This is a genomic window from Pontibacter virosus, from assembly GCF_003096355.1.
GTDB classification, from domain to species: domain Bacteria; phylum Bacteroidota; class Bacteroidia; order Cytophagales; family Hymenobacteraceae; genus Pontibacter; species Pontibacter virosus.
The window spans coordinates 1-21,012 of the sequence record NZ_QEKI01000025.1 but is presented as its reverse complement, the minus strand read 5'-3'; the positions used below and the strand labels follow the sequence as shown (position 1 = coordinate 21,012).

Here is a 21,012-nt window from a genome sequence, read left to right as displayed (position 1 = left end):
CAATTCCTATTCAATCAAGCCATTTATCAAGTACTTCAGCATAGTATACTCTCATATTTTCCATCCTATTTTGGCAAGCAATACTATGAATATATGCCTTTTATTTAAAAACATTTTTATAAATATATTTGAATATTAAAATTTAATGAAGCAATTTTACAATAACACAGATTAAAGCTTTAACATTACTATATACATATATACAAATACTAACCCTTTATAAAAATCAAAATGAAGAAACTGTACATTTTCACCACAGCGCTACTTATGCTAGCCGGAACTTTCACAAGCTGTACAAAGGAGCTTGATGAAGTAGGAATGAATGCATCATCGATTGATGCGGCGAAAGGAGTATCTACCAAGAACGGTAATCCTAACAATAACAGTGGGGGTCAGGGACAACCACCGATCGAGACAGGGCTTACATTAACTTTTTCTCCTGAAGAAGTTGAAATAGGTTCATCTACCATAATTGAAGCCACATTTGCAGCAAGACCAACAAGTGGAGAATTAAGAATTCAAAAGCCAAATGGGTACGATGCTGAGGGCAAAATTATCTGGTTAAACTTAGAAGTATTCAATATGGAAACAGCTAAGGGACCATTTACTTATGAATTCAGTTCAAATGAAGTAGGTATTTATCAGTTCAGAGCTCATTATGTGACTATGGGAAGTGGGTTTAAAACAAGTGAAGATATTGGCTCTGTTGAATTTGTTAATACACAATGTACTGAGGGTTTAACTGCTGCAGTAACTAGTGCTACTCCTCTTGGTAATAACAAATATGAGATCACAGTTACTTACACACTTATTACTTGTGACACTTATAGTAAGTTCAAAATACAAGGTGGCCTAACTTCCAATGCCTATAATGTCACATCAAATGGAAATATAACTAAGACTGGCGGCGATAAAGGCAATGGGAATCACATCATTAATTGGGAAAAGGATTTTATCTCAAAAGGCACTCACACTTTCGCAGTTAAATTTGAACAAGTACTGAATGGTAATACAGAAATCACTGGTGATTGGAATGCTTCAGCCGATGACTTGTTATATACTTTTCCTAAAATCTACTATACCCCAATGAATTAGAATTAAATTATTGAACTTACACAACAGGCTGCCCCAAAGGTAGCCTGTTTGCTTTTCCCTGGCAGCTATACCTGGTGTCTGTCGTAACTTTTTGCATTCCAATGGCACGATTAGGGTTACTCGGCTGTTAAGTGCTAAATTGCAGCAGAACAAAAGCATTACCATATGAGAACCCCTATTTCAAGACTTCGCACGATCGGTATTTACGAAGGTATCTCTTACCTGCTCCTACTCGGCATTGCCATGCCGCTGAAGTATATGGCCGGCATACCTGAGGCTGTGAAGTATACAGGCTGGGCACACGGCGTGCTGTTTGTGCTGTATATGATGTCGGTACTGGAAGTGACGCTGACGCATAACTGGTCTATCAAGAAAGTAGCTGCTGCCGTAATCGCATCGCTCCTGCCGTTCGGACCGTTCATTTTGGATAAGAAACTACTGAAAGAAGAGGAAAACAGAAAAGAAAAGCCTGTCAAGCAGGCTGCATAACAACAACCCTCAACTATTTAGCCAATAGTATCAAAAAGGGCTGTCCACTTAGGACAGCCCTTTTTTCATGCCTTACTCATTTGCTACAGACAAGCCTGACCGACGGGCGATGGATTGCGCAATTGCGCTGGAGGCCAGGAGCTGCAAGGCGTGGTAAATCATAATAGGCAAGAGCATCAATCCCACCATATCGGCGTCAGGGAAAAGCACCTTCGCCATGACCGTGCCGTGTACCAGCGACTTTTTAGAACCACAGAAGATGGCAGTAATTCTATCGGCTGGGCTGAAACCCATTGAGCGGCTAATTACATAAACGATGCCGTACACTAAAAAGAACAAGCCGATCATGGCCAAACCGAGCAGCAGCAGGTTGCCGATGCCATACCCACTAAACATGTCGCGGGCAAAAGACTCGCAGAAAGAGGTATAGACAATCAGTAGAATAATAACCTGATCGGATAAGCGCAGCTGCTTGCGGTTGCGCTCTGCAAAGCCACCCCAGTAGCGATGGAGCACGATGCCCAGGGTAACCGGCAACAACACCTGCAGCACCAGTTTGCCCATGACCTGCCCCATGTCGAAGTCGCCGGAGCCAGCCGTCAGGTATAGCCCCATCCAGAGCGGTGTGATAAACACGCCCACCAAACTCGAAATACTGGCATTGAAAATAGCCGCCGGTATATTGCCCCCCGCTATCGACACCATCACTACCGATGAAGATACTGTAGAGGGCAAAGCTGCCAGATAGAAAGTCCCGAGCCAAAGCAGTTCATACGGAGTGCCTTCAAAAAAGCCCTGCAGAGGTATGATCAGTAGCGGGAAGAGCAGAAAAGTGGATGCCTGCACCACCAGGTGAAGTCGCCAACTGCCCAAGCCAGCCCGAAGCTTTTCGGGACTTAGGCGCAGTCCGTAAAAGAAGAAGATCAGTGAAACTCCGACACCAGCCACATCACCCAGCGAGACAGGCTCTCTGTCTATACCTCCTTCCGGCCAAAGCCAGGCCAGCACGATCATGCCGATCAGCGCCAATAGGAACCAGTCAAACCCGGCACGAACGAGCAGTTCCTGCACGCTTCGAACGCTGAAGCGAGGCTTGCTCACTTGGCGGTTAGGATCGTCGGGCAGGGGCGTCTGGGGTGTGCTCACAGGTATATTTTGCTTAGTTAATTGAGAAGACCAGGTATAGCCAGCCCCAAAACAAAACAACGGCCGGCGCAATTACAAGCGCCGGCCGTTGTTCCAGGTATAGTCAGGACTTAAAAGCCCAGCATATCAATGGTTTCCAGTTCAAACTCAGTCGTATCTTCATAGTCTGCATCGGGCGCCGTCACAATCAGGTCGCGGGCACGCCCGTAAAGCCGCACGTTCGGTTGCAGGTTATCGTACTCGGCCTGCGAAATAAGCCCACGCCGGGCCATGATGCCCCCGATCAGGCGATAGTACCCTGACTTCCAACTGCGGAGGTTACCGTAACTATCAAAAGAAGAACGGTAGCGCTTCGGACTCGGGATAATACTGGTCAGGAAGATGGACTCTGCCAGGTTAAGCTCGGACGGCTGCTTACCGAAATAAAACCGCGAAGCATCTTTGGCACCGTACACGTCCGGCCCCCACTCAATGATGTTGAGATATATCTCAAACATACGGTGCTTCGAAATGATCTCCTCGTTCTCGATCAGCCACACAATAATGGCTTCCTCTACTTTGCGAGACACGGTTTTCTTACGTGTCAGGAACACATTCTTAACCAGCTGCATCGAGATGGTACTGCCGCCGCGCACAAACTCCCTGTTTTTGATATTGGTGGCAATGGCCTGCCGGAAAGCTTCTTCGTGGAAACCTTTGTGGCTATAAAAGCCAGCATCTTCTGCCGTCAGTACGGCATTTCGTAGGTATGGCGAAATCTGATTGATCGGTGCGTAGAATGGGTTAGACGGCCCCACCATAAAGGTACGGATCGGTTTGCCGTACTCGTACATGGTGTGCATGAACGGCCCCTTCAGCTTGTCGAGGTTGGCTTTGCCCCATTTCACAACCTTGAAATCATCCGAGGCATCCAGGTCAGAGTCAAATACCACACGCTCCACACTGTCCAAATCAACGTGGAATTTCATTTTGTACTGCAGCTTGCCTTCTGCCTGTATACCTTCCAGCGTTTCGAAGAGGCCGGTTGGCAGCGATTCAAAAAAGTCATTGGCTGGCAGCTCTTCCGTGCGCACTTTCAGGTCTATGATCTTGGAGTTAGCATTGTTATAGGCTGCGTATACATTGGCGCGGGCCTTATTCACACGCACCTCTGTCAGGCTATCCACCACAAACAGGTTCTTCCCAAGCGAAACCACATAGTCTACAGCACCCTCTCGCAAGTATATGTCCTCATCGGCCAGTTTTTCATGGTTGACGACCAGATTATTCACCATCGCGCTGCCTTTCACGGTCAGCATGTCGCGGCGAAAGCGCTTTTCGTTCATACCCAGGTGCAGGGTGTCAAAGGCCACCGTTCCGCTGAATTTCTCCTGGACATAAGGCAGTCTGATGCCTGACGTATCAGAGGTATAGAAGCTTGCTTTGATATTGTAGTCGCGCGGGTCGATGGTGCCCTTCACAAACATGTTGTTCGTGAGTGAGTCTGTGCGAATGGCCACTTCCGACTCTATATTTCCGTCCTCAATCGTCAGGAAGGGCATCCGGATGTCGATCACACGGTTAGGTGAGGTATAGGAAACGTTCAGGTTACTGAAATCCACCTGATCGGGTACGTTATCGAAAGCCGTTTCGAGTACGCGGTTGAGTAGTTCGCCATAATTTCGGCCACTCTTGGCAGTAGTGTCAGCAGGCTGCGTGCTGTCTTTTCTGAACAGAAACGAAAAGTTGTTGCGGTCCCCGTCTTTGATAGCGGTCAGGTAACTGTTAGCTACATCGAGCTCGCGCAGTACGATGCGCCCTTTAAACAGAGAGCGAAAACCCACTGTGGCATGTACACTGTCTGTTTTGAACAGCTGTGGCTGTCCGTGAGGTGTAAGGGTTATGTCGCTTAGCACCACCGAGGTGAGGCCATTAAACGCGGCATTCCCAATGTTTAAATCAACCGGGTAGCGGCCCTCCACTTTCTCCACTACACGATTCACGGTATAGCTTAGCAGGCTACTCCTAAATGCAAACAGGGAAACAAGAAGGATCAGGAAAAGGCCAAGCACAACACCGGCCCCTATCAGTATTCGTTTTTTCAATCGCTGGTTCAAAATATCAAGATGCGAATTACGCTAATTAGATTAAGTATCAAAATATAGTGCCTATATAATATAGCACTTCCTCACGCATACGTAATGCCGTATGGTTTGTGTTATCTAACCCGCATACGACCTCCGCCGGATTTAGATGTACAGATAAACAATTCACCGCACTGCCACTTGCAAGAATAAAGCCAATCATTTCATTTACAATCTTTTACAACAAATTAACAGTCTCGGTAACACTTACGTTCTTTTTGAGGTTGATTGGGCCATTTGGGTCTTGGCTGGAGCTTATTAGTTGCTAAATAGCGCCTTGCTCATTTGGCGCGCGATGGCTTTAAGCTTATCTTTGACCAACGAAACATTCTCTTTGCATGAATCTGACATCACTTACGGCCATTTCCCCGGTAGATGGCCGCTATCGCCGCAACACAACAGAGTTAGCAGCCTACTTTTCTGAATTCGGACTGATCCGCTACCGTGTGCTGGTAGAAGTGGAATATTTTATAGCCCTGTGCGAACTGCCCTTGCCACAGCTGGCTGGCGTGCCGCCCTATCAGTTTCAGGAGTTGCGGGCGATTTACGAGCAGTTTTCCGAAGCAGACGCCCTGCACATCAAGGAAACGGAAAAGACAACGAACCATGATGTGAAGGCCGTAGAGTATTTTATCAAAGAGAAATTCGATACGCTCGGATTGAGCCAGTACAAAGAGTTCATCCACTTCGGCCTGACCTCGCAAGACGTGAACAACACATCTATACCATTGTCACTGCGCGAAGCCGATGAACGTGTGCTGATGCCGCTTTATCAGCAGCTGCACCAGACATTGGTAGAGCTAGCGCATCGGTGGAAAGACATCCCAATGCTCGCCCATACCCACGGACAGCCAGCTTCTCCTACCCGCCTGGGCAAAGAGATCATGGTGTTTGCGGAGCGACTCGAAGCGCAGATGGACCAAGTACGCCAGGTGCCTTTCTCGGCTAAGTTTGGCGGTGCGACTGGTAACTTTAACGCCCACCACGTGGCGTACCCGGATGTGAACTGGCCGGAATTCGGCAACCGCTTTGTGCAGGAAGCACTGGGCCTGCGTCGCAGCCAATATACCACCCAGATTGAACACTACGACAACCTGGCTGCTTACTTCGACGGCATCAAACGCCTCAACACGATCCTGCTCGACTTTTCGCGCGACATTTGGCAATATGTGTCAATGGGTTATTTCAAGCAGAAGATCAAAGCAGGAGAAGTTGGTTCTTCGGCCATGCCGCACAAAGTAAACCCCATCGATTTTGAGAACGCTGAAGGCAACCTGGGTATAGCGAACGCCGTGCTCGAGCATCTGTCGGCTAAATTACCGATCTCCCGCCTGCAACGAGACCTTACTGACTCCACGGTGCTGCGCAACATTGGCGTGCCGTTGGCGCATGTGGTGATTGCCCTAAAATCGTTGGAGCGTGGCATTGGCAAACTGGAACTGAACGAGGCTGCCCTGCGCCACCACCTGGAAGAGAACTGGGCTGTGGTGGCAGAAGGTATACAGACCGTGCTCCGTCGCGAAGGCTATCCGCAGCCTTACGAAGCGCTGAAAGACCTGACCCGCAAAAATGAGAAGATCACGGAACAGACCATTTCCAACTTCATCGACACTCTGCAGGTGAGCGATGCCATCAAAGCTGAACTGAAGAAGATAAGTCCCTATACCTACACGGGTGTGCAATTACTCTAAGGTATAGCAGCTCTACATAAATAAAGCCCCTGCCGGATTGTACTAGCAGGGGCTTTCTTATACCTATATAGTTTACTACTACTTTTGCGCAACCGAGCCGTCTACCCTGATCTGCAGCAGCTGATAGCCAGTCTCTCCTGACGCCGAAAGGCCCTGCACGACTACGAGGTAGGTGCCTGGCTGATCGGAGGTATAGAAGCTCACCTGCTCCCCTTTTCCAGGCTCAAGCTTGATCTCCGGAGCCCAATGCAACAGGTTTCTGAAATCCGCCAGACGGCTGCTCTTCTGTTCGGGTGTGTCGTAGGCTGGTGCGTAGAACTCGCGCTTCTGCTGAAGTCCTTCATAGGCCTGCATCAATGCTCTTGAATCTAGCTCAAAGCCTGCCAGATCGCCTGCGTACGTTTGGTAGCTTAATAAACCTTCGTAGGACAGCGGGCCGTGGAAGAAACGACTGGCGATCACATCCAGCTGCTTCACCTTCAGCGGGTCTAAGGCCATGATTTTATCAATGTTGAACACGGGTACCCCATCCAGCAGCACCATCGGGTTTTGGCGGAAGATGGCCTTGTAAGGGCGGTTCATGACCATGAAATGGAAACTACGGCCTCGTGTACGCACCTGTACGCCCTGCACATACTCCCGCATCACTTCCTCCATTACCTTAAAGCGCTTGTAATCATCGAGCAGGTAGCGCTCCGATGGCTGGCCATAAAAAGCGGAGCTGTCTATACCTGGCGCATAGTACCTGTTGCGGTAGCCTCCGTAATAAGCATGCTCCACCTGTACCTGCATGTGTCGGTCGGTGATATCACCCGCTCTCGACTCCGTGAGTTGAAGCTGCGGACGCAATGTAGAGGTATAGCGCGAAGAGAAAGGACTGAATAACTCAAAATGATAGGTGCTGTCCTTTGTGAAATCAGACTGCAACACAAGGTCTTTATTGCCATAAAAGTCCTTCAACTCAAACAGCAGTTGACCATCAGCATCGCTCTGGGCATTGTAAAAACGAATCGGGTGGCCCGGTGAGGCCAGGTACGTCATAATACCCGGTGCAGGCTGCCGCGAATTCCTGTGCGTAACTTTCCCGAAGAGCAGATGCCCGTGGTTTTCCGGCAAGAAAGTATGCCTGGCAGGTTCCTTGGAAAGTACTCCTTCCCATGTAAAGCGACTCCAGCCGTGGGTTAGCATCAGGTTGTCCATGGCCTGACCGTCTGCCTGCCCCTCTTTAGAGAAGTAATAGCCAGGGTCCTCGATCGTTCCTTTCAGGTCCGACTCAAGCCAGATGTAGCTGGCAATGTGTGCCTGTGGCTGCAGTTGCAGTGAGTCTAGTTTGTACACCGCCATCGACAAACTTGCCGGGGCCTGGGCAGAAGCCTGCAGCTCCAGACTCACCTTATCGCGCAGACTGTATTGCGACTGCGACGCAGCAATCTGTAAGGCCAGTTCTTTTGCAGGGTGTTTGAAGTACAGGCGTTCGCTTACCGGTTGACCAGCTGTGTTGAACAGAGTGAAATGCGTAATGCCGTCTGCCAGATCAGCTTTGCTCACCCTGAACACAAACCTGCCGTTTTGCAGCAGTGACCTCTCCGAGCTGACCACCTGCTGACGGGTGTGGCCCAACAGGTATACTTGCTCATCTGGTCTGCCCACCGAGTGCACCGCAATGTGCACATAGTTAGCAGTGGTGTCTGCCAGTTGCAAGGTATAGCCGTGCTCGTGTACCTGCGGCAGGGCCTGCTCCAGGGTGCTTCCATCAGGCAACTGGAGTTTGGCGGTATAGCGTTTGCCCTGCTCAGGCGTGAACGTAAAACGGCCCATGCCAAACTTGTGTGGCGCAAACGCAGCTACTGCATTTCCATCCTCGTCGTATACCTGGCCAGCCAGCGCAATTCCTTTACCACTTTGTCCTTCGGATATTTTAAAGGCAACCTGGCTTGCCATACCTGCCAGCAAACTTCCGCCTTCCGGGAAAAACTGCAAGGTATATCCCTTTGCTTTTGGCGCCTCCTGCTTGGGCAGCTGCTCAAAGGTGTTGATGATCGTTACCTGCTGCCGGAAGTAGAACGCCGGATCAAAGTTTTTCATCCAGCTGGTATAGGCCCGAACCGTATAATTGCCAGTCTGGAACGTAGTCGGGAGTTGGAAATAACCATCTCCGGTACCTTCTTTCATGGCGACTTTGGCTTGCAAGGCAGGTTTTTGGTCCGCATCCAGCAACTCCACATACACCACCTTGCTCATGTCAAGCGGACGGTGCAGACTGCCATCCACGTTGTATACCTTAAACCACATCTCGTCTCCGCAGGCATACACGGGTCTGTCGATGTGCAGGTATAGCTTCTCCTGCAGCGATGCCTGCCGGTGCTTCTGCAGGCTGTTGACTGCCTCGTGCTGCAGGCCAGACTGGGCGCTTACGGTTCCTATACCTGCTATACCTAGCGCCAGGCAAAGCAAGGTGCGCAGTGCATACCTTTTTATGCCAGGCTGAGGTTGATTATGTTGAATGTTGATCATCGTTTCGGGCGTTTGTCTCAGGTATAGCATCTATTCCCAAAAAGCTGGTTTAACATTAGTGCCTTGCGTGGTGCAGTCCACACAGGCGCGTGTGCCATAGGTATAGCCTATTGGCTCAGGAGCATTACCATATACTTCATCCACCGGAATCAGGTAACCACCCGTGAAGCGCTCCTGCACCTGACCTGAACTGATCAGCACCGTATCGATTTCACAAGTCGGGTAATAAAGTCGCCAATCGCGTGGAAGGTCACGGCTGTCGACAAATATTCTTTTCGTTTCCATGGTGGTAGCTGTCATATACCCGATCACTGTTTCCTCCGGATTGGACAGGCTGCGGATGTTGCTGGTGAGCTGAGAAGGGAGCGGATCGAAAAGTGTCCCAATATTTTCAGTGTTCTTCTTAAGCATTTCCAAATACTCGAACGCCTCACGGGTCAGCGCATACTGCTTTACAAGTATGCTGTACTTCATGCTGACTTTCTCTGAGTTGTAAGGTATAGCGAGCAGCTTGTAATCACTGATTTTGTCTTCGCTTAATTTCACAGACGATCCTATCTCAATCCGGGTAGAATTATCTGATTTCCAGCAAACAGATATGGGGGCATCACCCTGCTCACGAAAGCGCACCTGCCCATTCTCATAAATAAGGACAGATTGAAGTGCGGGACGGAACTGCCACGTCTCCTCGAACTCCCACTTATAATAATGGGTCTTGTTGTTTGGATCCTGCGAGTTCACATAGAATTTCACTTCCTCTCCATCTGCTGTCCAGTTCACGCTTTCGATAGCAGGACTCGATTTCACCTCCACATAGTCGGATGCGTATTCGCTGCCTGATTTAGTGCGGATATACAGTCTATACTTCCTGTCACTTCTCAACTGCAGGTTAGGGTGCATGTAAGTGCCATAACCTGTTGCATGCAGCCCGTAACGCTCCCCATCTTCTGCCTCCACAATTACAGTGGCATTTTCTTCGGCGGGAGGCGCTCCTGTATCGTTTAGGCTTTGGCTTCGCAACAGTTGTATGCTGGTGCGTCCGTTGGCGTTCAAAAAGCCATTGACTACCAGAAAACTGCTGGGAGACTCCAGCACTTCAGGAAAGTAAGGTTCTACGCAACCGCTCATCAGGAGCATCACAAGCCAGACAATTGGGTTTTTCCAGTTCCGGATCTTCATGGCAATTAAAACTTAAAATTATAGGTGATGGTAGGAATCGGATGCCCGAAAATAGACATCTTATAGCCCTTTATCTGTCCGTTTTGTGATTTGAAATAAACTGAATAAGGATTCTTGCGGCCTGTCAGGTTGTACACGGCCACCGTCCAGGAACTGTGCGCCAGCTTCGCCATCTTATGGTTACCCTCAATGTTCAGCGCCAGGTCTACGCGGTAGTAATCCGGAATGCGGTATTGGTTGCGATCCGAATACAGGATGCGGTGTGAGCCGCCATCGTAGTATTTGCCCAGTGGCAGCGTAATAGGGCGACCAGTGCTGTAGGTAAAGTTGAGCGAGGTGCTGAAGCGCTGACTGAAGCGGTAGTTGCTGATCATGGTCACGTCGTGTGGCTTGTCGAAATTACTCGCATACCACTCGCCACGGTTGATCACTTCTGAAACAGTCGGATCGTCGAGGCGAACCATGGTGCGGGAGTAGGTATAGCTCACCCAGCCGTTTAGTTTACCAGTCGATTTTTTGAGCATCAGCTCCACACCATAAGCCTTGCCTTCTGCGTTGGCCACATCTGTTTCAATGTGATGGTTCATGATGATGTTAGCACCACTTCGATAGTCCAGGAAGTCCTGCATCCACTTGTAATAAGCCTCTGCTGAAAACTCGATGGTATTGGCGCGCAGATTGCGGTAATACCCAAGGGCTACCTGATCGCCTACCTGCGGCTTGATGTTGCTGTCGCTCAACTTCCATGTATCGGTTGGGGCCATGGTCGCCGTATTGGAAAGCATGTGCACGTACTGGCGCAGTCTGTTGAAGCTTACTTTTACGGATGAGTTGTCTGACAGCACGTAGCGGGCCGAGAGCCTGAATTCAGGGCCATGGTAAGTCGCGATGGATTTGCCACTGCCATAAGAAACCGTGTCGACGATCGTGTTCAGGGACATGGGCAGACCCGGCGCATACTGCAGCACGTCTCGCTGACCGAGTGCCGTGAAGAAAGAGTAGCGCAGACCAGCCGAAACAGAAAGTTTTTGGCTGATGTCGTAGCGATCAGACAGGTATAGCGCACTCTCAACGGCCTTCTCCTGCTGTAGCTTGTCTGCCTTGATCAGCGACTCTTCATGGTTTGGCACCAGGCTCCCTGGATTTACTTCGTAGCGGATAGCACTTGCACCAAAATCCAGGGTATGCTTGGAGTCTGGAAAGTAATTGAAGTCTACCTGCATGCCCATCTGGCTGATGCCAAAGTCCATGATGGCTGCGTTCGCGGCATTCTCCTCGTTTGAAATATCGTATCCGTAGTGGCTGTAAGTGCCTGTCACGACACTGTAGAGCTTGTTATGGAAGTTGTGCTTCCACTTCAGGCTGGCGTTCTGGTTCTGGAAGCGGTACAACGTGTCGGCTGCCAGTTTAAAACGGTCCTTGCTCAGGTAACCGGTCAGGTATAGGCTGTTTTTCTCGTTGATCTCGTGGCTGATGTGCGTGTTGACATCATAGAAAGAGGCTTCGCTGTTGCTGAAAGACTTATTGGGTATCTTCTTGAGCAGCCAGTCAGAATACGTAGAGCGCCCTCCCACCAGGATTGAGGTCTTGTCTTTAATGATCGGCCCCTCCAGCGTCAGCCGGCTTGTCAGCAGTCCGATGCCACCTGCGCCACTGAACTGTTTCTTATTGCCTTCCCTTGAGCTTACCTCCAACACCGACGACAGGCGACCACCGTAACGTGCGGGCACGGCACTCTTGTAGAGCTCCACCGATTTGATCACATCCGGGTTGAAAGCGGAGAAGAAACCAAACAGGTGCGATGGGTTGTAGATGGTGGCATCGTTGAGCAGGATCAGGTTCTGGTCAGTAGAGCCGCCGCGCACGTTCATACCCGTAGCACCCTCTCCCACTGATTTCACACCTGGCAGTGTCAGCACCACCCGCAGGATATCTGTTTCACCAAAAGCCGTCGGTACCTGCTTGATCGTGCGTATATCCAACCGCTCCATACCCATCTGCAGACCCGTCACATTGCGATCTTTCTCGGCTTCCACTAGTACTTCTTTCAGAGAACGGATATCTTCCTCCACTTCAATATCCAGTTTTCCGTCGCTGTGCAGTATAACCTGACGTTTCGTGTTTTTGAGTCCTACAGCCCTGATGTTGAGCTCGTGGCGACCCACCGGGAGCGAAAGAGAGTAGTAACCATACTGATCGGAAGCTGTGCCGATGGAAGGTGACTCGATGTAGATGTGGGCTCCGATGATCGGCTCGCCGGTGTTGGCATCACGCAAAGTACCCGCCAGGTTCGCTCTCCCCGTCTTGCTTCCGTTTGGTGTGCCTATTTCGTACAGCTTGATCTCTGATTGGATCCGCTTCTTGTTAACCTGCTGCTGCGGCAGGTAGGCTGGCGTGGCAAGCTGACTGTTTCGTCTGGCCTCTTCCTCGTCCTTGAAGAAATTGGAAGGCAGGCTTGTCATGATCGGGTTTTGCCGCGTGATGAAAACCTGCCGCTGCTCCGTGATCGCAAATTTATAATCTGTGCCTTTCAATATCTGAGCGAGCACCCGATTGAGTGGCTCCCCCTCTACCTCCAGATCCACCACCAGGCTATCGGCCACCGCCTGCTCGAAGTAGAACTTATAAGGCAGTCGGGTCTCCAGCCGCTGCACAAAATCAAGGAAGGTCATGCTGCGAAACGAGCCGCTTATGAGTGGAGCCTCACTCCGCTGTTGGGCATGCACAGATACTGCCATGATCGTACAGCACAGCAATGCAAGCAAAAATGCTCTGTAAAAATGGGTCATAAGAAGGAATGAGAACTTAAACGGATGTTTAGATAGAAAAGGGGTGTGCCACTTTACCGTTGGAGCGAGTCATAATGCTCTGCAGTTTTCACGATGGCGTATTCCCGCTCTTTACCAAAGCGGAGTTTATTGGTGCTGGCAAATTTATTCAGGGGCTTTTTCTGGTCCTGCAATACCCGCATGACCGAGCGCTTGTTGCTCACGGGGTGGTATATCTCGTCTTTCACGAGGTAGAAGTTACTGGCATCCCTGAACTCCCCCTCCATACCTTCGGTGCTTGCCCGCTCAAAAAGGGTTTTCTCCCGCTTCATCAGCACCTGCACCGAACCGCTGTAAAGCAGATCATAGAAACCTGGCTGTATAGAGCTTCCTGTTGTGCTGTCAGCCTGCAGTCTGACAAAGGTATGCCCATGCAGTTTGAAGGCGTCTACACGGTTTTTTACCAGTCGCTGCGGCTGTCCGCTGCCGTGGTTCACGATTACGAGCTCGTCCTGCACCAGGTCGTACAGCATCGGCACGTCCTCAAACCAGGCACCATCATATTTCACGGTCCCGTTCTGGTAGATTTTGTCCTGATAGAACTGATGGCCCTCCACATGTGGTTTAACAGGCACATGATACTCGGGCCCGTTATAAAGGTGTGCGTGCACCCCTACAGCAGTGCGGTACTGTTGCAGCGCATTCGAAACTGCATTATCTACAAAACTGCTGTCAGCTTGGGCAATGGCAGCGAAGGGCAGAAAGGGTATTAAAAAGATGATGACTAGGTAGGCAGGGCTTTTGCGCATAATAACATTAAGTTGCTTCACAGCGAATACAGGCATTAAATATAAAGTATGTTTGATGTTATGACAAATGTCTCAGTAAATTATTTCAATAAATATTACATCTTATTTGCCCGGGACCGAGCAATGCTAGCACATAAAGTATAACTTAACCTTCATTCGAATTATACCATCAATTAGCATGCTGATGAAACAGCGATCAGCTCTCAGGAAAACCTTCAACCCCTCTCAAGTAGAGCACCTTATGATGATATATATTCATCAGGAATGGTAATGTTGTTTTGAGCTCTGCAATTAGCATATTGCACTTATCCCATTTGCCTGTTGTAGCGAAATATGTTCTGAGTTCTAATCCTGCTATACCTTCCCCGCCAACTCATAGACCGCCTCCACAAACCGGTTCCAACTGAAGCGGGTCTTATACCTTGAGATGTTCTGAGCAAATACTTCTGCCTTAGCCGAGGTATAGAAATCGAGTATAGAGGCGGCTATTGCCTCTGGCTTTGGTTCAACAACGTACCCCACTTCTCCGTGTGGCACTAGCTCTGATAGTCCGCCCACATTGGTTACTACCATTGGCTTATCAAAGTGGTAGGCAACCTGTGTTACGCCGCTCTGGGTGGCGTGTTTGTAAGGCTGCACAACCAGGTCGGCTGCACAGAAATAGTGACGGACTTCGACATTAGGTATAAAATCCGTCCGGAGTACCAAACGGTCCTGCAAACCGTGTTTTTCGATCAGGTCACGGTAAGGCTTAGCATCTTCGTAAAACTCTCCGGCAATCAGGAGTTTCAAATCAGGTATAGCCTGCAACGCAGGTATAGCCATAGCCTCCAGCAACAGGTCGAGTCCTTTGTAAGCCCGGATAAAGCCAAAGAAAAGCAGGTACTTCACGTTTGGGTCCAGTCGCAAGGCGGCACAGGCGTCGGTTTTACTTTCGGCAGGCCCAAAATTATCGTACAGCGGATGCGGCAGGTATAGATTCAGTTTATTCGGCTCGAAGCGCTGCAAATCCTGCTGCACAGCCCGCGACATGGTCAGGAAACCGTGACAGGCACGCAGAAAATACTTCGTGAAAGGGACATCGCCTGGCCGCTTCTCGTGCGGTACCACGTTGTCGGTAATGGCCAAAATGCGGCTATACCTGTTGCGCCTGATCAGACGGGCAATGGTACCCAGGGCAGGTCCCATAAAGGGCAGCCAATACCTGAAAATAACCAGGTCTGGTTTCTGGCGGCTGATGTAATTGCCGGTGCGCACCCAGCTAATTGGGTTAACGGAGTTTATCAGCGACTTAATGGTGATGCCTTCAGGAGCAGGCTCGCTGGTAAACTGGCTTTTGCCAGGGAAAAGAAAGGAAGGGTACTGCAGGCTGAACGAAACGATTTCTACTTCGTCGCCAGCTTCCTGAAAGGCCAAGGCCAGGCGCTCGTTGAATGTCGACATGCCCCCGCCCCGCAAAGGATGCGCAGGCCCCACGATCACGACACGCCTCCCTGCCATTATTTTTTGATCAGACCTGCCCGGTCACGGATCAGATATTCATTCTTCCTGCTGGACGTCATCGACATCATCTCGGCCAGGAAACCCGCCAGGAAAAGCTGCACACCCAGAATAACGGCTACTAATGATAAGTAGAACAAAGGTTGGTCTACCACATCGCGCACACGGCCTTCCGGGTACAGGGAAAACACTTTCTGGATGATCAACCACAGCGTGATGCCCAGACCAACAACAAAGGAAAGGGTGCCAAATGTGCCGAAAAAGTGCATTGGCCGCTTCTTAAAGCGACTCACAAAGGTGATGGAGAGCAGGTCGAGGAAGCCGTACACAAAGCGCTCAAGACCGAACTTGGTGGTCCCGTACTTGCGCTCCTGGTGCTGCACTACTTTCTCACCGATGCGCGTGAAGCCGTGCCACTTGGCGATAACAGGTATGTAACGGTGCATCTCGCCGTGCACTTCAATGCTCTTTACAAGTAACTGGCGATAGGCCTTGAGCCCGCAGTTAAAGTCGTGCAGTTTTATACCTGACAGACTGCGGGTAGCCGCATTAAACAGTTTGGTCGGAATGGTTTTGCTAACAGGATCGAATCGCTTCTGCTTCCAGCCCGATACCAGATCAAAGCGCTGGTGCTTGATCATGTCATACAGGGAGGGGATTTCCTCCGGGCTATCCTGCAGGTCGGCGTCCATGGTGATGACCACTTCGCCGCTGCAGCGTTTGAATCCTTCGTTCAGGGCGGCAGACTTGCCGTAATTGCGGTTGAAGCTGATGCCTTTGACGGTATTGTCTTCGGCACTCAATTCTGTAATCACATCCCAGGAACGGTCGGTGCTGCCGTCATCCACCAGAATGATCTCGTACGAAAAACTATGTGCGTGCATCACACGCTTGATCCAACGGACCAGTTCAGGTAGTGATTCCTCTTCATTTAAAAGAGGAACCACCACTGATATATCATAAGGGTATTGCATGCTTTTTATTCAAACTCCGGACGGTTGTTCTTCATCACGGCGGCAATTATGAGCGATAGGATAAGCCCAGAGAAAAACGCATTGCTGATAGCGCTGGTCAGCTGCTTTATGGGCGTAAAAGATGCCATGATCTCGTCTCTCTGATCATCAAGCATGGAGTCATCAACACCAAATGCTGCCATCTGCTCCATTGTTGCGTCAACAAGCTTTTCAGGGACACTCGGATCTATAAACTGGATGTAAAGCATACTGAAAAGACCAGAGAGTATACCTGCAATGATGGACACCATTATTCCAAGTCCAAGACCTTGTCCATAAGTCATGTAACCACCATTCTGCTTTTTATACTCTTTTAAAGCTAAAACGATTCCCAGGACCGAGATCACGACAGAAACCAGAAGCGCGACGAAGAAGTTACCGTAGCTTTCTGACAAATAGTTGACAGTAGCAAATACAATGTACAGTAGGCCAGTTAACAAACCATACTTAATGGCAATGGCATAGATCGAAGGCTTGGCTTCAAGTTGAGAAGATGCGTCAGTCATAAGGATTTAGGGTTTATGTGAAGATGAATTACTTTCTGAAAAATACAGCAGCCACTACTGAAAACATCACCCCCACTATCATCCTACTCAAAAAATCGTGTGTGGCCAGCATACTCGGCGACAAATGATCTAGTTCTTGGTACGCCTGCTCAAAGTTTGCCTCGCCTATCAGCTTAATCTGTGCCTCTCGGCTTTGGTCCAGCATCGCTCTTAGCTCTACCACATGATGTTGTATAATCTCGGGCCCTACCAGGTATAGCATCAGGTATAGCAGCATGGCAGCACTCATAGCGGTGTAAAAGGTAACTGACAGGCTCACGCGCAGTCCTTTCCAGAAACCAACTTCAGCATCGTGAAAACGCTTGAAATAACGCAGCCCCATAAATATAAAAACAGGCAAAGGCAGGTAACTCCAGCGTCCTGCTTCCCCCAGTGCGTTATACCCCATCAGGTGCAGGGCCAGTATGATGACAAAAGAAGCCAATCCGCACAGCACGCCATAGCGTACCCCCACCCTTACAATCGTTTGATCCAGCATTCGTTAGTTACTTATCTAAGTCAGCTAGGCTGCCAATAGAAATAGAGCTATAAATATATTAAAAAGAATGATTAAGTACTACCTGTCCCTTGTTAACCAGGCCAATTACCTTGCCTGTCAGCTTGCGCCCCAGGAAGGGAGAGTTCTTAGATTTGGAACGGGTGCTTTCGGGAGTCGGGATCCATTCCAGGTCCGGATGAAAAAGTGTGAGACAGGCCGGATTCCCTTGCGCTATCCCGCACACAGGCATGCGCAAGATCTGACGGGGAGCAGTTGTTAGTTTTTCGATCAATTGCTCAAGCGGCAGCCTATCGCGCATAGTGGTATTAGCCACCGAAAAGGCAGTTTCGAGGTTGATGATCCCAAACTCAGCCAAGTCGAACTCCAGCTTCTTGCTTTCAGTATCTTGTGGTTGGTGCCCCGACACAATGGCGTCGATGGTGCCGTCGGCAAGTCCCTGCAAGATGGCCTCTTTATCGCTTTCGCTTCTGAAGGGAGGAGATACTTTATAGTTCGTGTCGAATGACGTGATGGTATGGTCGGTATAAGCCACCTGGTAGCTAGCTACATCGCAGCTCACTTGCATGCCTCTGGCTTTGGCGACACGAATGGCTTCCACGGCGGCTGCGGTCGAAATGAGGGAGAAATGCAGACGCCCTCCTGTATACTCCAGCAATTGCAGGTCGCGCGTTACCATTACTTCCTCCGCCAGGGCAGGTATACCTTTCATGCCAAGTTGGGTACTCACAATTCCTTCGTGCATTTGCCCATACTCTGTCAGGCGGGTATGCTCCGGACGGTTCATCAGTACGCCATCAAATGGCTGCAGGTACTGTAGTGCCTTTACAATCACTTCAGCTCCCTGCACCGGTTTTGCGCCATCGCTGAACGCAACGGCACCAGCACGTTGCAGGTCGATCATCTCAGTAAGTTCCTTGCCCTGCGTATCTACCGTTACGGCACCGACTGGCAACAAATCAACAGGCAGCCCCACCGACTTGGCCTTGATAAAGTTAATGGCGCCTTTAGTTTGTACGATAGGCTGCACATTGGGCATGCACAGCACATCCGTAAAGCCCCCTGCAGCAGCAGCTTCAGCCAGAGATTCTATATCTTCTTTGTGCTCGAGTCCCGGCTCCCCTACCTGTGCATACAAATCAACCCAACCCGGCGACACGCAAAGGCCTTCCAGCTCGATGGTCTGATCTGCCTGCTGGATGTCTCCCCCAATTGAGGTGATCATGCCATTCTCGATAAGTATGTTCTGATGCTGAAGATGAAAAGCTGATGAGGGATCGTAAATGCGGACTGCTTTGAGAAGAAGTTTCATGTTAGAGGAATCTGATTAGAGCTATTTCTGCCATCAAGAAAATCAGACACAATATTAGGCAATATTTCCAAAGGGTGACGCCAAAAAATCTTTTTTCGAACTCGTCCTTTACCGTAAAGGTATCGCTGTAGTCATAAACGTGCACATGCTGCTGGTCTTTTGACACAAAACTTCTCAACTCTGCCGGACTATACTGTTCCAGCAAAGACTCCTGTTTATCAAAATTAAAGGCAAAGCTTCCCACTGTCTCTCCTTGAAGCTGCAACTGGTAAAATCCGGCTTCTTCCAGGTCTGGTGGAACGTTGAACACAAGACGCCCCCCCCTGATCTGCTGTTCAGGTATAAAAACAGTGCTGTCCTTTACCAGCTTGTAAATGTTCTCTCCGCCTGCCTGCTTCTTCACAGGCACAGTGATCGACATATTCTGCAGACGATAGGCCAGTTGCTGCTCCTGCTTATAGCTACTAATAGCCAATCGGTACATAACCGGCACAAAAAGCGCATGATTGACCAGTTCATTCTGATCTGGCTGTAGGGGCGCGGCCAGCAGGTATACCTTTCCCTGCCCTCTGTCAAAGCGTGACAGGTATGGCGCCCCACCTCTGTATTTCAGGATGTCCTCCGAAGAGCGTGACCACACCAGCTTTCTAACTGAGGCTGGCATCTGCATTTTGGGATCGTAATCCGCGAAAATAGTTTTGAAAAAAGGATTGTCGCGGTCAGGAATGGCAAGTGAAGTTTTGGTGTTGCCACTGGCGTTTAGATTAGCAGGTATGGCAAGGGTTTGCAAAAGAGCTGCATAGGAAGTGCTCCGTTCTGTCGAAGGCGGAATGACCGCCAACGTCCCTCCTGACTTCACATATGCATCGAGTGTTGAAACAAGCGCAGCAGGAATCTCCTCTACACCTTGCAGCACAATGATGTCTGAAGTATTCAAGCGTGCATAGTCGATATTGTTGGGTGAGAAACGCTGGGTCTGAAATAAGGGCTCGTTACGGTAGAGACGCTGCAAGGGACTTGATTCATTTCCACTGATTTCTGTTATGGAGAGGCGGCTGGAAGGCTGAAGCACAAAATAGTATAAGTTATCAAACTCAACCGGGTAGTCCTCTACTTCTACCCAAGCCTGCTTACTCCCCTCCCCTCTAATCGTGAAGTTAATCGCTGTTTCAGTAACCTGCTTTGCCGGTAGATCAATACTTAAAGCTGCAATTTGCATGTTGTCGATGATCAGCTTCACAGGGCAACCAGGTATGGCCTTGTCACCTGCGTTGTATAACCTAACATACAGGGTCCCTTCCGTATTAGGACGAACGAATTCATCTGCCAGGTATACAGAATCAACAAATACGTTAGAAGTACCTACTGCTTTTAGAGGAACAAGGTGGTAGACTCGGTTGCTGTCAACTTTGCTAAGCATGGAAGGCTCAAAGTATGATTTTTGAAAATCGGAGAAGAGAAACACATGTTCCGCAGCGACCTGGTTAGTGCTCATAACCTGCTGGCTTACAAATGGCCTGGTAGAATGTGATATTTGATCCAGAGTGTTCGCAGCGTCTGCAGTGCCAATGGTGGCCGATCGATTATAGTTTGAATTGGTATTAATACTGATAGCCGTAGTAGAAGGGAATATATCCAGAACGCGCTTTGCCTGATCAGCAGCAACTGTCAGTAAGGTTAAGTCATCGTCAGCGTGCAGGTTCTGCATACTCAAGGAATTGTCGAGCGCAATCGTTACCTGAGAGGAATCAATAGGCCGCACTGCTTCCGAAGCAGGTAGAAAGGGTTGTGCAAATGCTAATACCAGAAAAGTGATGAACAGAATGCGAGAGGCCAGAATAAGCAATTCCTTTAAATTTCGCTGGCTCGCGGTCAGGTCTTTAGAAACCTGTATAAACTTAACATTACTGAATTCTACACGCTTAGCCCGACGCAGTTGTATAAGATGCAACACGATCGGAATGGAAATCGCAGCAAGCGCCCATAAGAATGAAGGATATAGAAATGCCATGTCAACAAGTTAGAGAGGATGTCTGTAATATGCAACGTAAAGGTTGAACATTACCATACGCTCTCGCGCTTAATTGAGATGGTAAAATAAAGTGAAGGAGCAATTTCAATGTAAGCATGCTCCACGGAACCTCAGCCCGTGCGCAAACGCCTCATAACTGGCTCCCAGCAGTTATTGCCACCTTCTCCTATTGACAACTCCCTGCCCTTCCCTATATCTCTAAACGCGCGCAGCCCCCGGCTCTTTGGGGGGGCCGGGGGCTGTGCTGTTTGTTGGGGTTGGCGGCCACCTACTCTCCCG

Annotated in this window: 15 protein-coding genes; 3 read left to right on the top strand and 12 right to left on the bottom strand. The window is 49.5% G+C overall.

Going from position 1 to position 21,012, the window contains the following annotated elements; genetic code table 11:
- Positions 1 to 231: 231 nt before the first annotated feature.
- The gene (locus C8E01_RS21010) at positions 232 to 1,095 is read left to right on the top strand and encodes a hypothetical protein (protein ID WP_116545423.1); all 864 of its coding nucleotides are present in this window, start codon (positions 232 to 234) and stop codon (positions 1,093 to 1,095) included.
- A gap of 165 nt (positions 1,096 to 1,260) precedes the next feature.
- Complete coding sequence (locus tag C8E01_RS21005; protein WP_116545422.1) at positions 1,261 to 1,584, top strand: DUF3817 domain-containing protein; 324 nt, start codon at positions 1,261 to 1,263, stop codon at positions 1,582 to 1,584.
- A gap of 72 nt (positions 1,585 to 1,656) precedes the next feature.
- On the opposite strand, the gene C8E01_RS21000 is transcribed toward C8E01_RS21005, so the two are convergent.
- Both C8E01_RS21000 and C8E01_RS20995 read right to left on the bottom strand, forming a co-directional pair.
- A complete protein-coding gene (locus C8E01_RS21000) occupies positions 1,657 to 2,655 on the bottom strand; it encodes a bile acid:sodium symporter family protein (protein WP_207774932.1) in 999 nt (332 codons plus the stop codon).
- 185 nt (positions 2,656 to 2,840) lie between these two features.
- A complete protein-coding gene (locus C8E01_RS20995; protein ID WP_165820709.1) occupies positions 2,841 to 4,814 on the bottom strand; it encodes a transglycosylase domain-containing protein in 1,974 nt (657 codons plus the stop codon).
- 377 nt (positions 4,815 to 5,191) lie between these two features.
- Here C8E01_RS20995 and purB point away from each other — a divergent pair, with 377 nt between their 5' ends.
- Complete coding sequence (gene purB, locus C8E01_RS20990; protein WP_116545421.1) at positions 5,192 to 6,544, top strand: adenylosuccinate lyase; 1,353 nt, start codon at positions 5,192 to 5,194, stop codon at positions 6,542 to 6,544.
- 78 nt (positions 6,545 to 6,622) lie between these two features.
- Here the strand turns inward: purB and C8E01_RS20985 are convergent, their stop codons facing one another.
- The 10 genes from C8E01_RS20985 to C8E01_RS20940 form a co-directional block, all read right to left on the bottom strand.
- Positions 6,623 to 9,058, bottom strand: coding sequence for a hypothetical protein (locus tag C8E01_RS20985; protein ID WP_133242809.1), 2,436 nt, complete (start codon positions 9,056 to 9,058; stop codon positions 6,623 to 6,625).
- A 30-nt stretch (positions 9,059 to 9,088) separates the two neighbouring features.
- Positions 9,089 to 10,237, bottom strand: a complete 1,149-nt coding sequence (locus tag C8E01_RS20980; RefSeq protein WP_116545419.1) for a DUF4249 domain-containing protein — start codon at positions 10,235 to 10,237, stop codon at positions 9,089 to 9,091.
- 5 nt (positions 10,238 to 10,242) lie between these two features.
- Positions 10,243 to 13,026 carry a TonB-dependent receptor gene (locus C8E01_RS20975; RefSeq protein WP_165820708.1) on the bottom strand — a complete coding sequence of 928 codons (2,784 nt, stop codon included), beginning with the start codon at positions 13,024 to 13,026 and terminating at the stop codon, positions 10,243 to 10,245.
- Between the two features lie 53 nt (positions 13,027 to 13,079).
- A complete protein-coding gene (locus tag C8E01_RS20970) occupies positions 13,080 to 13,814 on the bottom strand; it encodes a hypothetical protein (RefSeq protein ID WP_133242808.1) in 735 nt (244 codons plus the stop codon).
- A gap of 354 nt (positions 13,815 to 14,168) precedes the next feature.
- Positions 14,169 to 15,314: a glycosyltransferase gene (locus C8E01_RS20965; RefSeq protein WP_116545417.1), complete on the bottom strand. Its 1,146-nt coding sequence runs from the start codon at positions 15,312 to 15,314 to the stop codon at positions 14,169 to 14,171.
- Positions 15,314 to 16,288, bottom strand: coding sequence for a glycosyltransferase family 2 protein (locus C8E01_RS20960; protein ID WP_116545416.1), 975 nt, complete (start codon positions 16,286 to 16,288; stop codon positions 15,314 to 15,316). The genes C8E01_RS20965 and C8E01_RS20960 overlap by 1 nt, the downstream gene beginning before the upstream one ends.
- A 5-nt stretch (positions 16,289 to 16,293) precedes the next feature.
- A complete protein-coding gene (locus C8E01_RS20955; RefSeq protein ID WP_116545415.1) occupies positions 16,294 to 16,833 on the bottom strand; it encodes a DUF4199 domain-containing protein in 540 nt (179 codons plus the stop codon).
- Between the two features lie 28 nt (positions 16,834 to 16,861).
- Positions 16,862 to 17,371 (bottom strand): DUF4199 domain-containing protein, encoded by a 510-nt coding sequence (locus C8E01_RS20950; protein WP_116545414.1) that lies wholly within the window; start codon positions 17,369 to 17,371, stop codon positions 16,862 to 16,864.
- A 58-nt stretch (positions 17,372 to 17,429) separates the two neighbouring features.
- Entirely contained in the window at positions 17,430 to 18,701 is a 1,272-nt protein-coding gene (locus C8E01_RS20945) for a dihydroorotase (RefSeq protein WP_116545413.1), read from the bottom strand.
- Position 18,702: 1 nt separating this feature from the next.
- Positions 18,703 to 20,712 carry a BatA domain-containing protein gene (locus tag C8E01_RS20940; RefSeq protein WP_243409751.1) on the bottom strand — a complete coding sequence of 670 codons (2,010 nt, stop codon included), beginning with the start codon at positions 20,710 to 20,712 and terminating at the stop codon, positions 18,703 to 18,705.
- Positions 20,713 to 21,012: the final 300 nt, after the last annotated feature.

Bases quoted from the DNA above. Each gene is read 5' to 3' on its own strand.
- C8E01_RS20950 (WP_116545414.1), bottom strand. From the start codon at position 17,371: ATGCTGGATCAAACGATTGTAAGGGTGGGGGTACGCTATGGCGTGCTG.
- C8E01_RS20955 (WP_116545415.1), bottom strand. From the start codon at position 16,833: ATGACTGACGCATCTTCTCAACTTGAAGCCAAGCCTTCGATCTATGCC.
- C8E01_RS20980 (WP_116545419.1), bottom strand. From the start codon at position 10,237: ATGAAGATCCGGAACTGGAAAAACCCAATTGTCTGGCTTGTGATGCTC.
- C8E01_RS20945 (WP_116545413.1), bottom strand. From the start codon at position 18,701: ATGAAACTTCTTCTCAAAGCAGTCCGCATTTACGATCCCTCATCAGCT.
- C8E01_RS20985 (WP_133242809.1), bottom strand. From the start codon at position 9,058: ATGATCAACATTCAACATAATCAACCTCAGCCTGGCATAAAAAGGTAT.
- C8E01_RS21010 (WP_116545423.1), top strand. From the start codon at position 232: ATGAAGAAACTGTACATTTTCACCACAGCGCTACTTATGCTAGCCGGA.
- purB (WP_116545421.1), top strand. From the start codon at position 5,192: ATGAATCTGACATCACTTACGGCCATTTCCCCGGTAGATGGCCGCTAT.
- C8E01_RS20960 (WP_116545416.1), bottom strand. From the start codon at position 16,288: ATGCAATACCCTTATGATATATCAGTGGTGGTTCCTCTTTTAAATGAA.
- C8E01_RS20940 (WP_243409751.1), bottom strand. From the start codon at position 20,712: ATGGCATTTCTATATCCTTCATTCTTATGGGCGCTTGCTGCGATTTCC.
- C8E01_RS20970 (WP_133242808.1), bottom strand. From the start codon at position 13,814: ATGCGCAAAAGCCCTGCCTACCTAGTCATCATCTTTTTAATACCCTTT.
- C8E01_RS21005 (WP_116545422.1), top strand. From the start codon at position 1,261: ATGAGAACCCCTATTTCAAGACTTCGCACGATCGGTATTTACGAAGGT.
- C8E01_RS20965 (WP_116545417.1), bottom strand. From the start codon at position 15,314: ATGGCAGGGAGGCGTGTCGTGATCGTGGGGCCTGCGCATCCTTTGCGG.
- C8E01_RS20975 (WP_165820708.1), bottom strand. From the start codon at position 13,026: ATGACCCATTTTTACAGAGCATTTTTGCTTGCATTGCTGTGCTGTACG.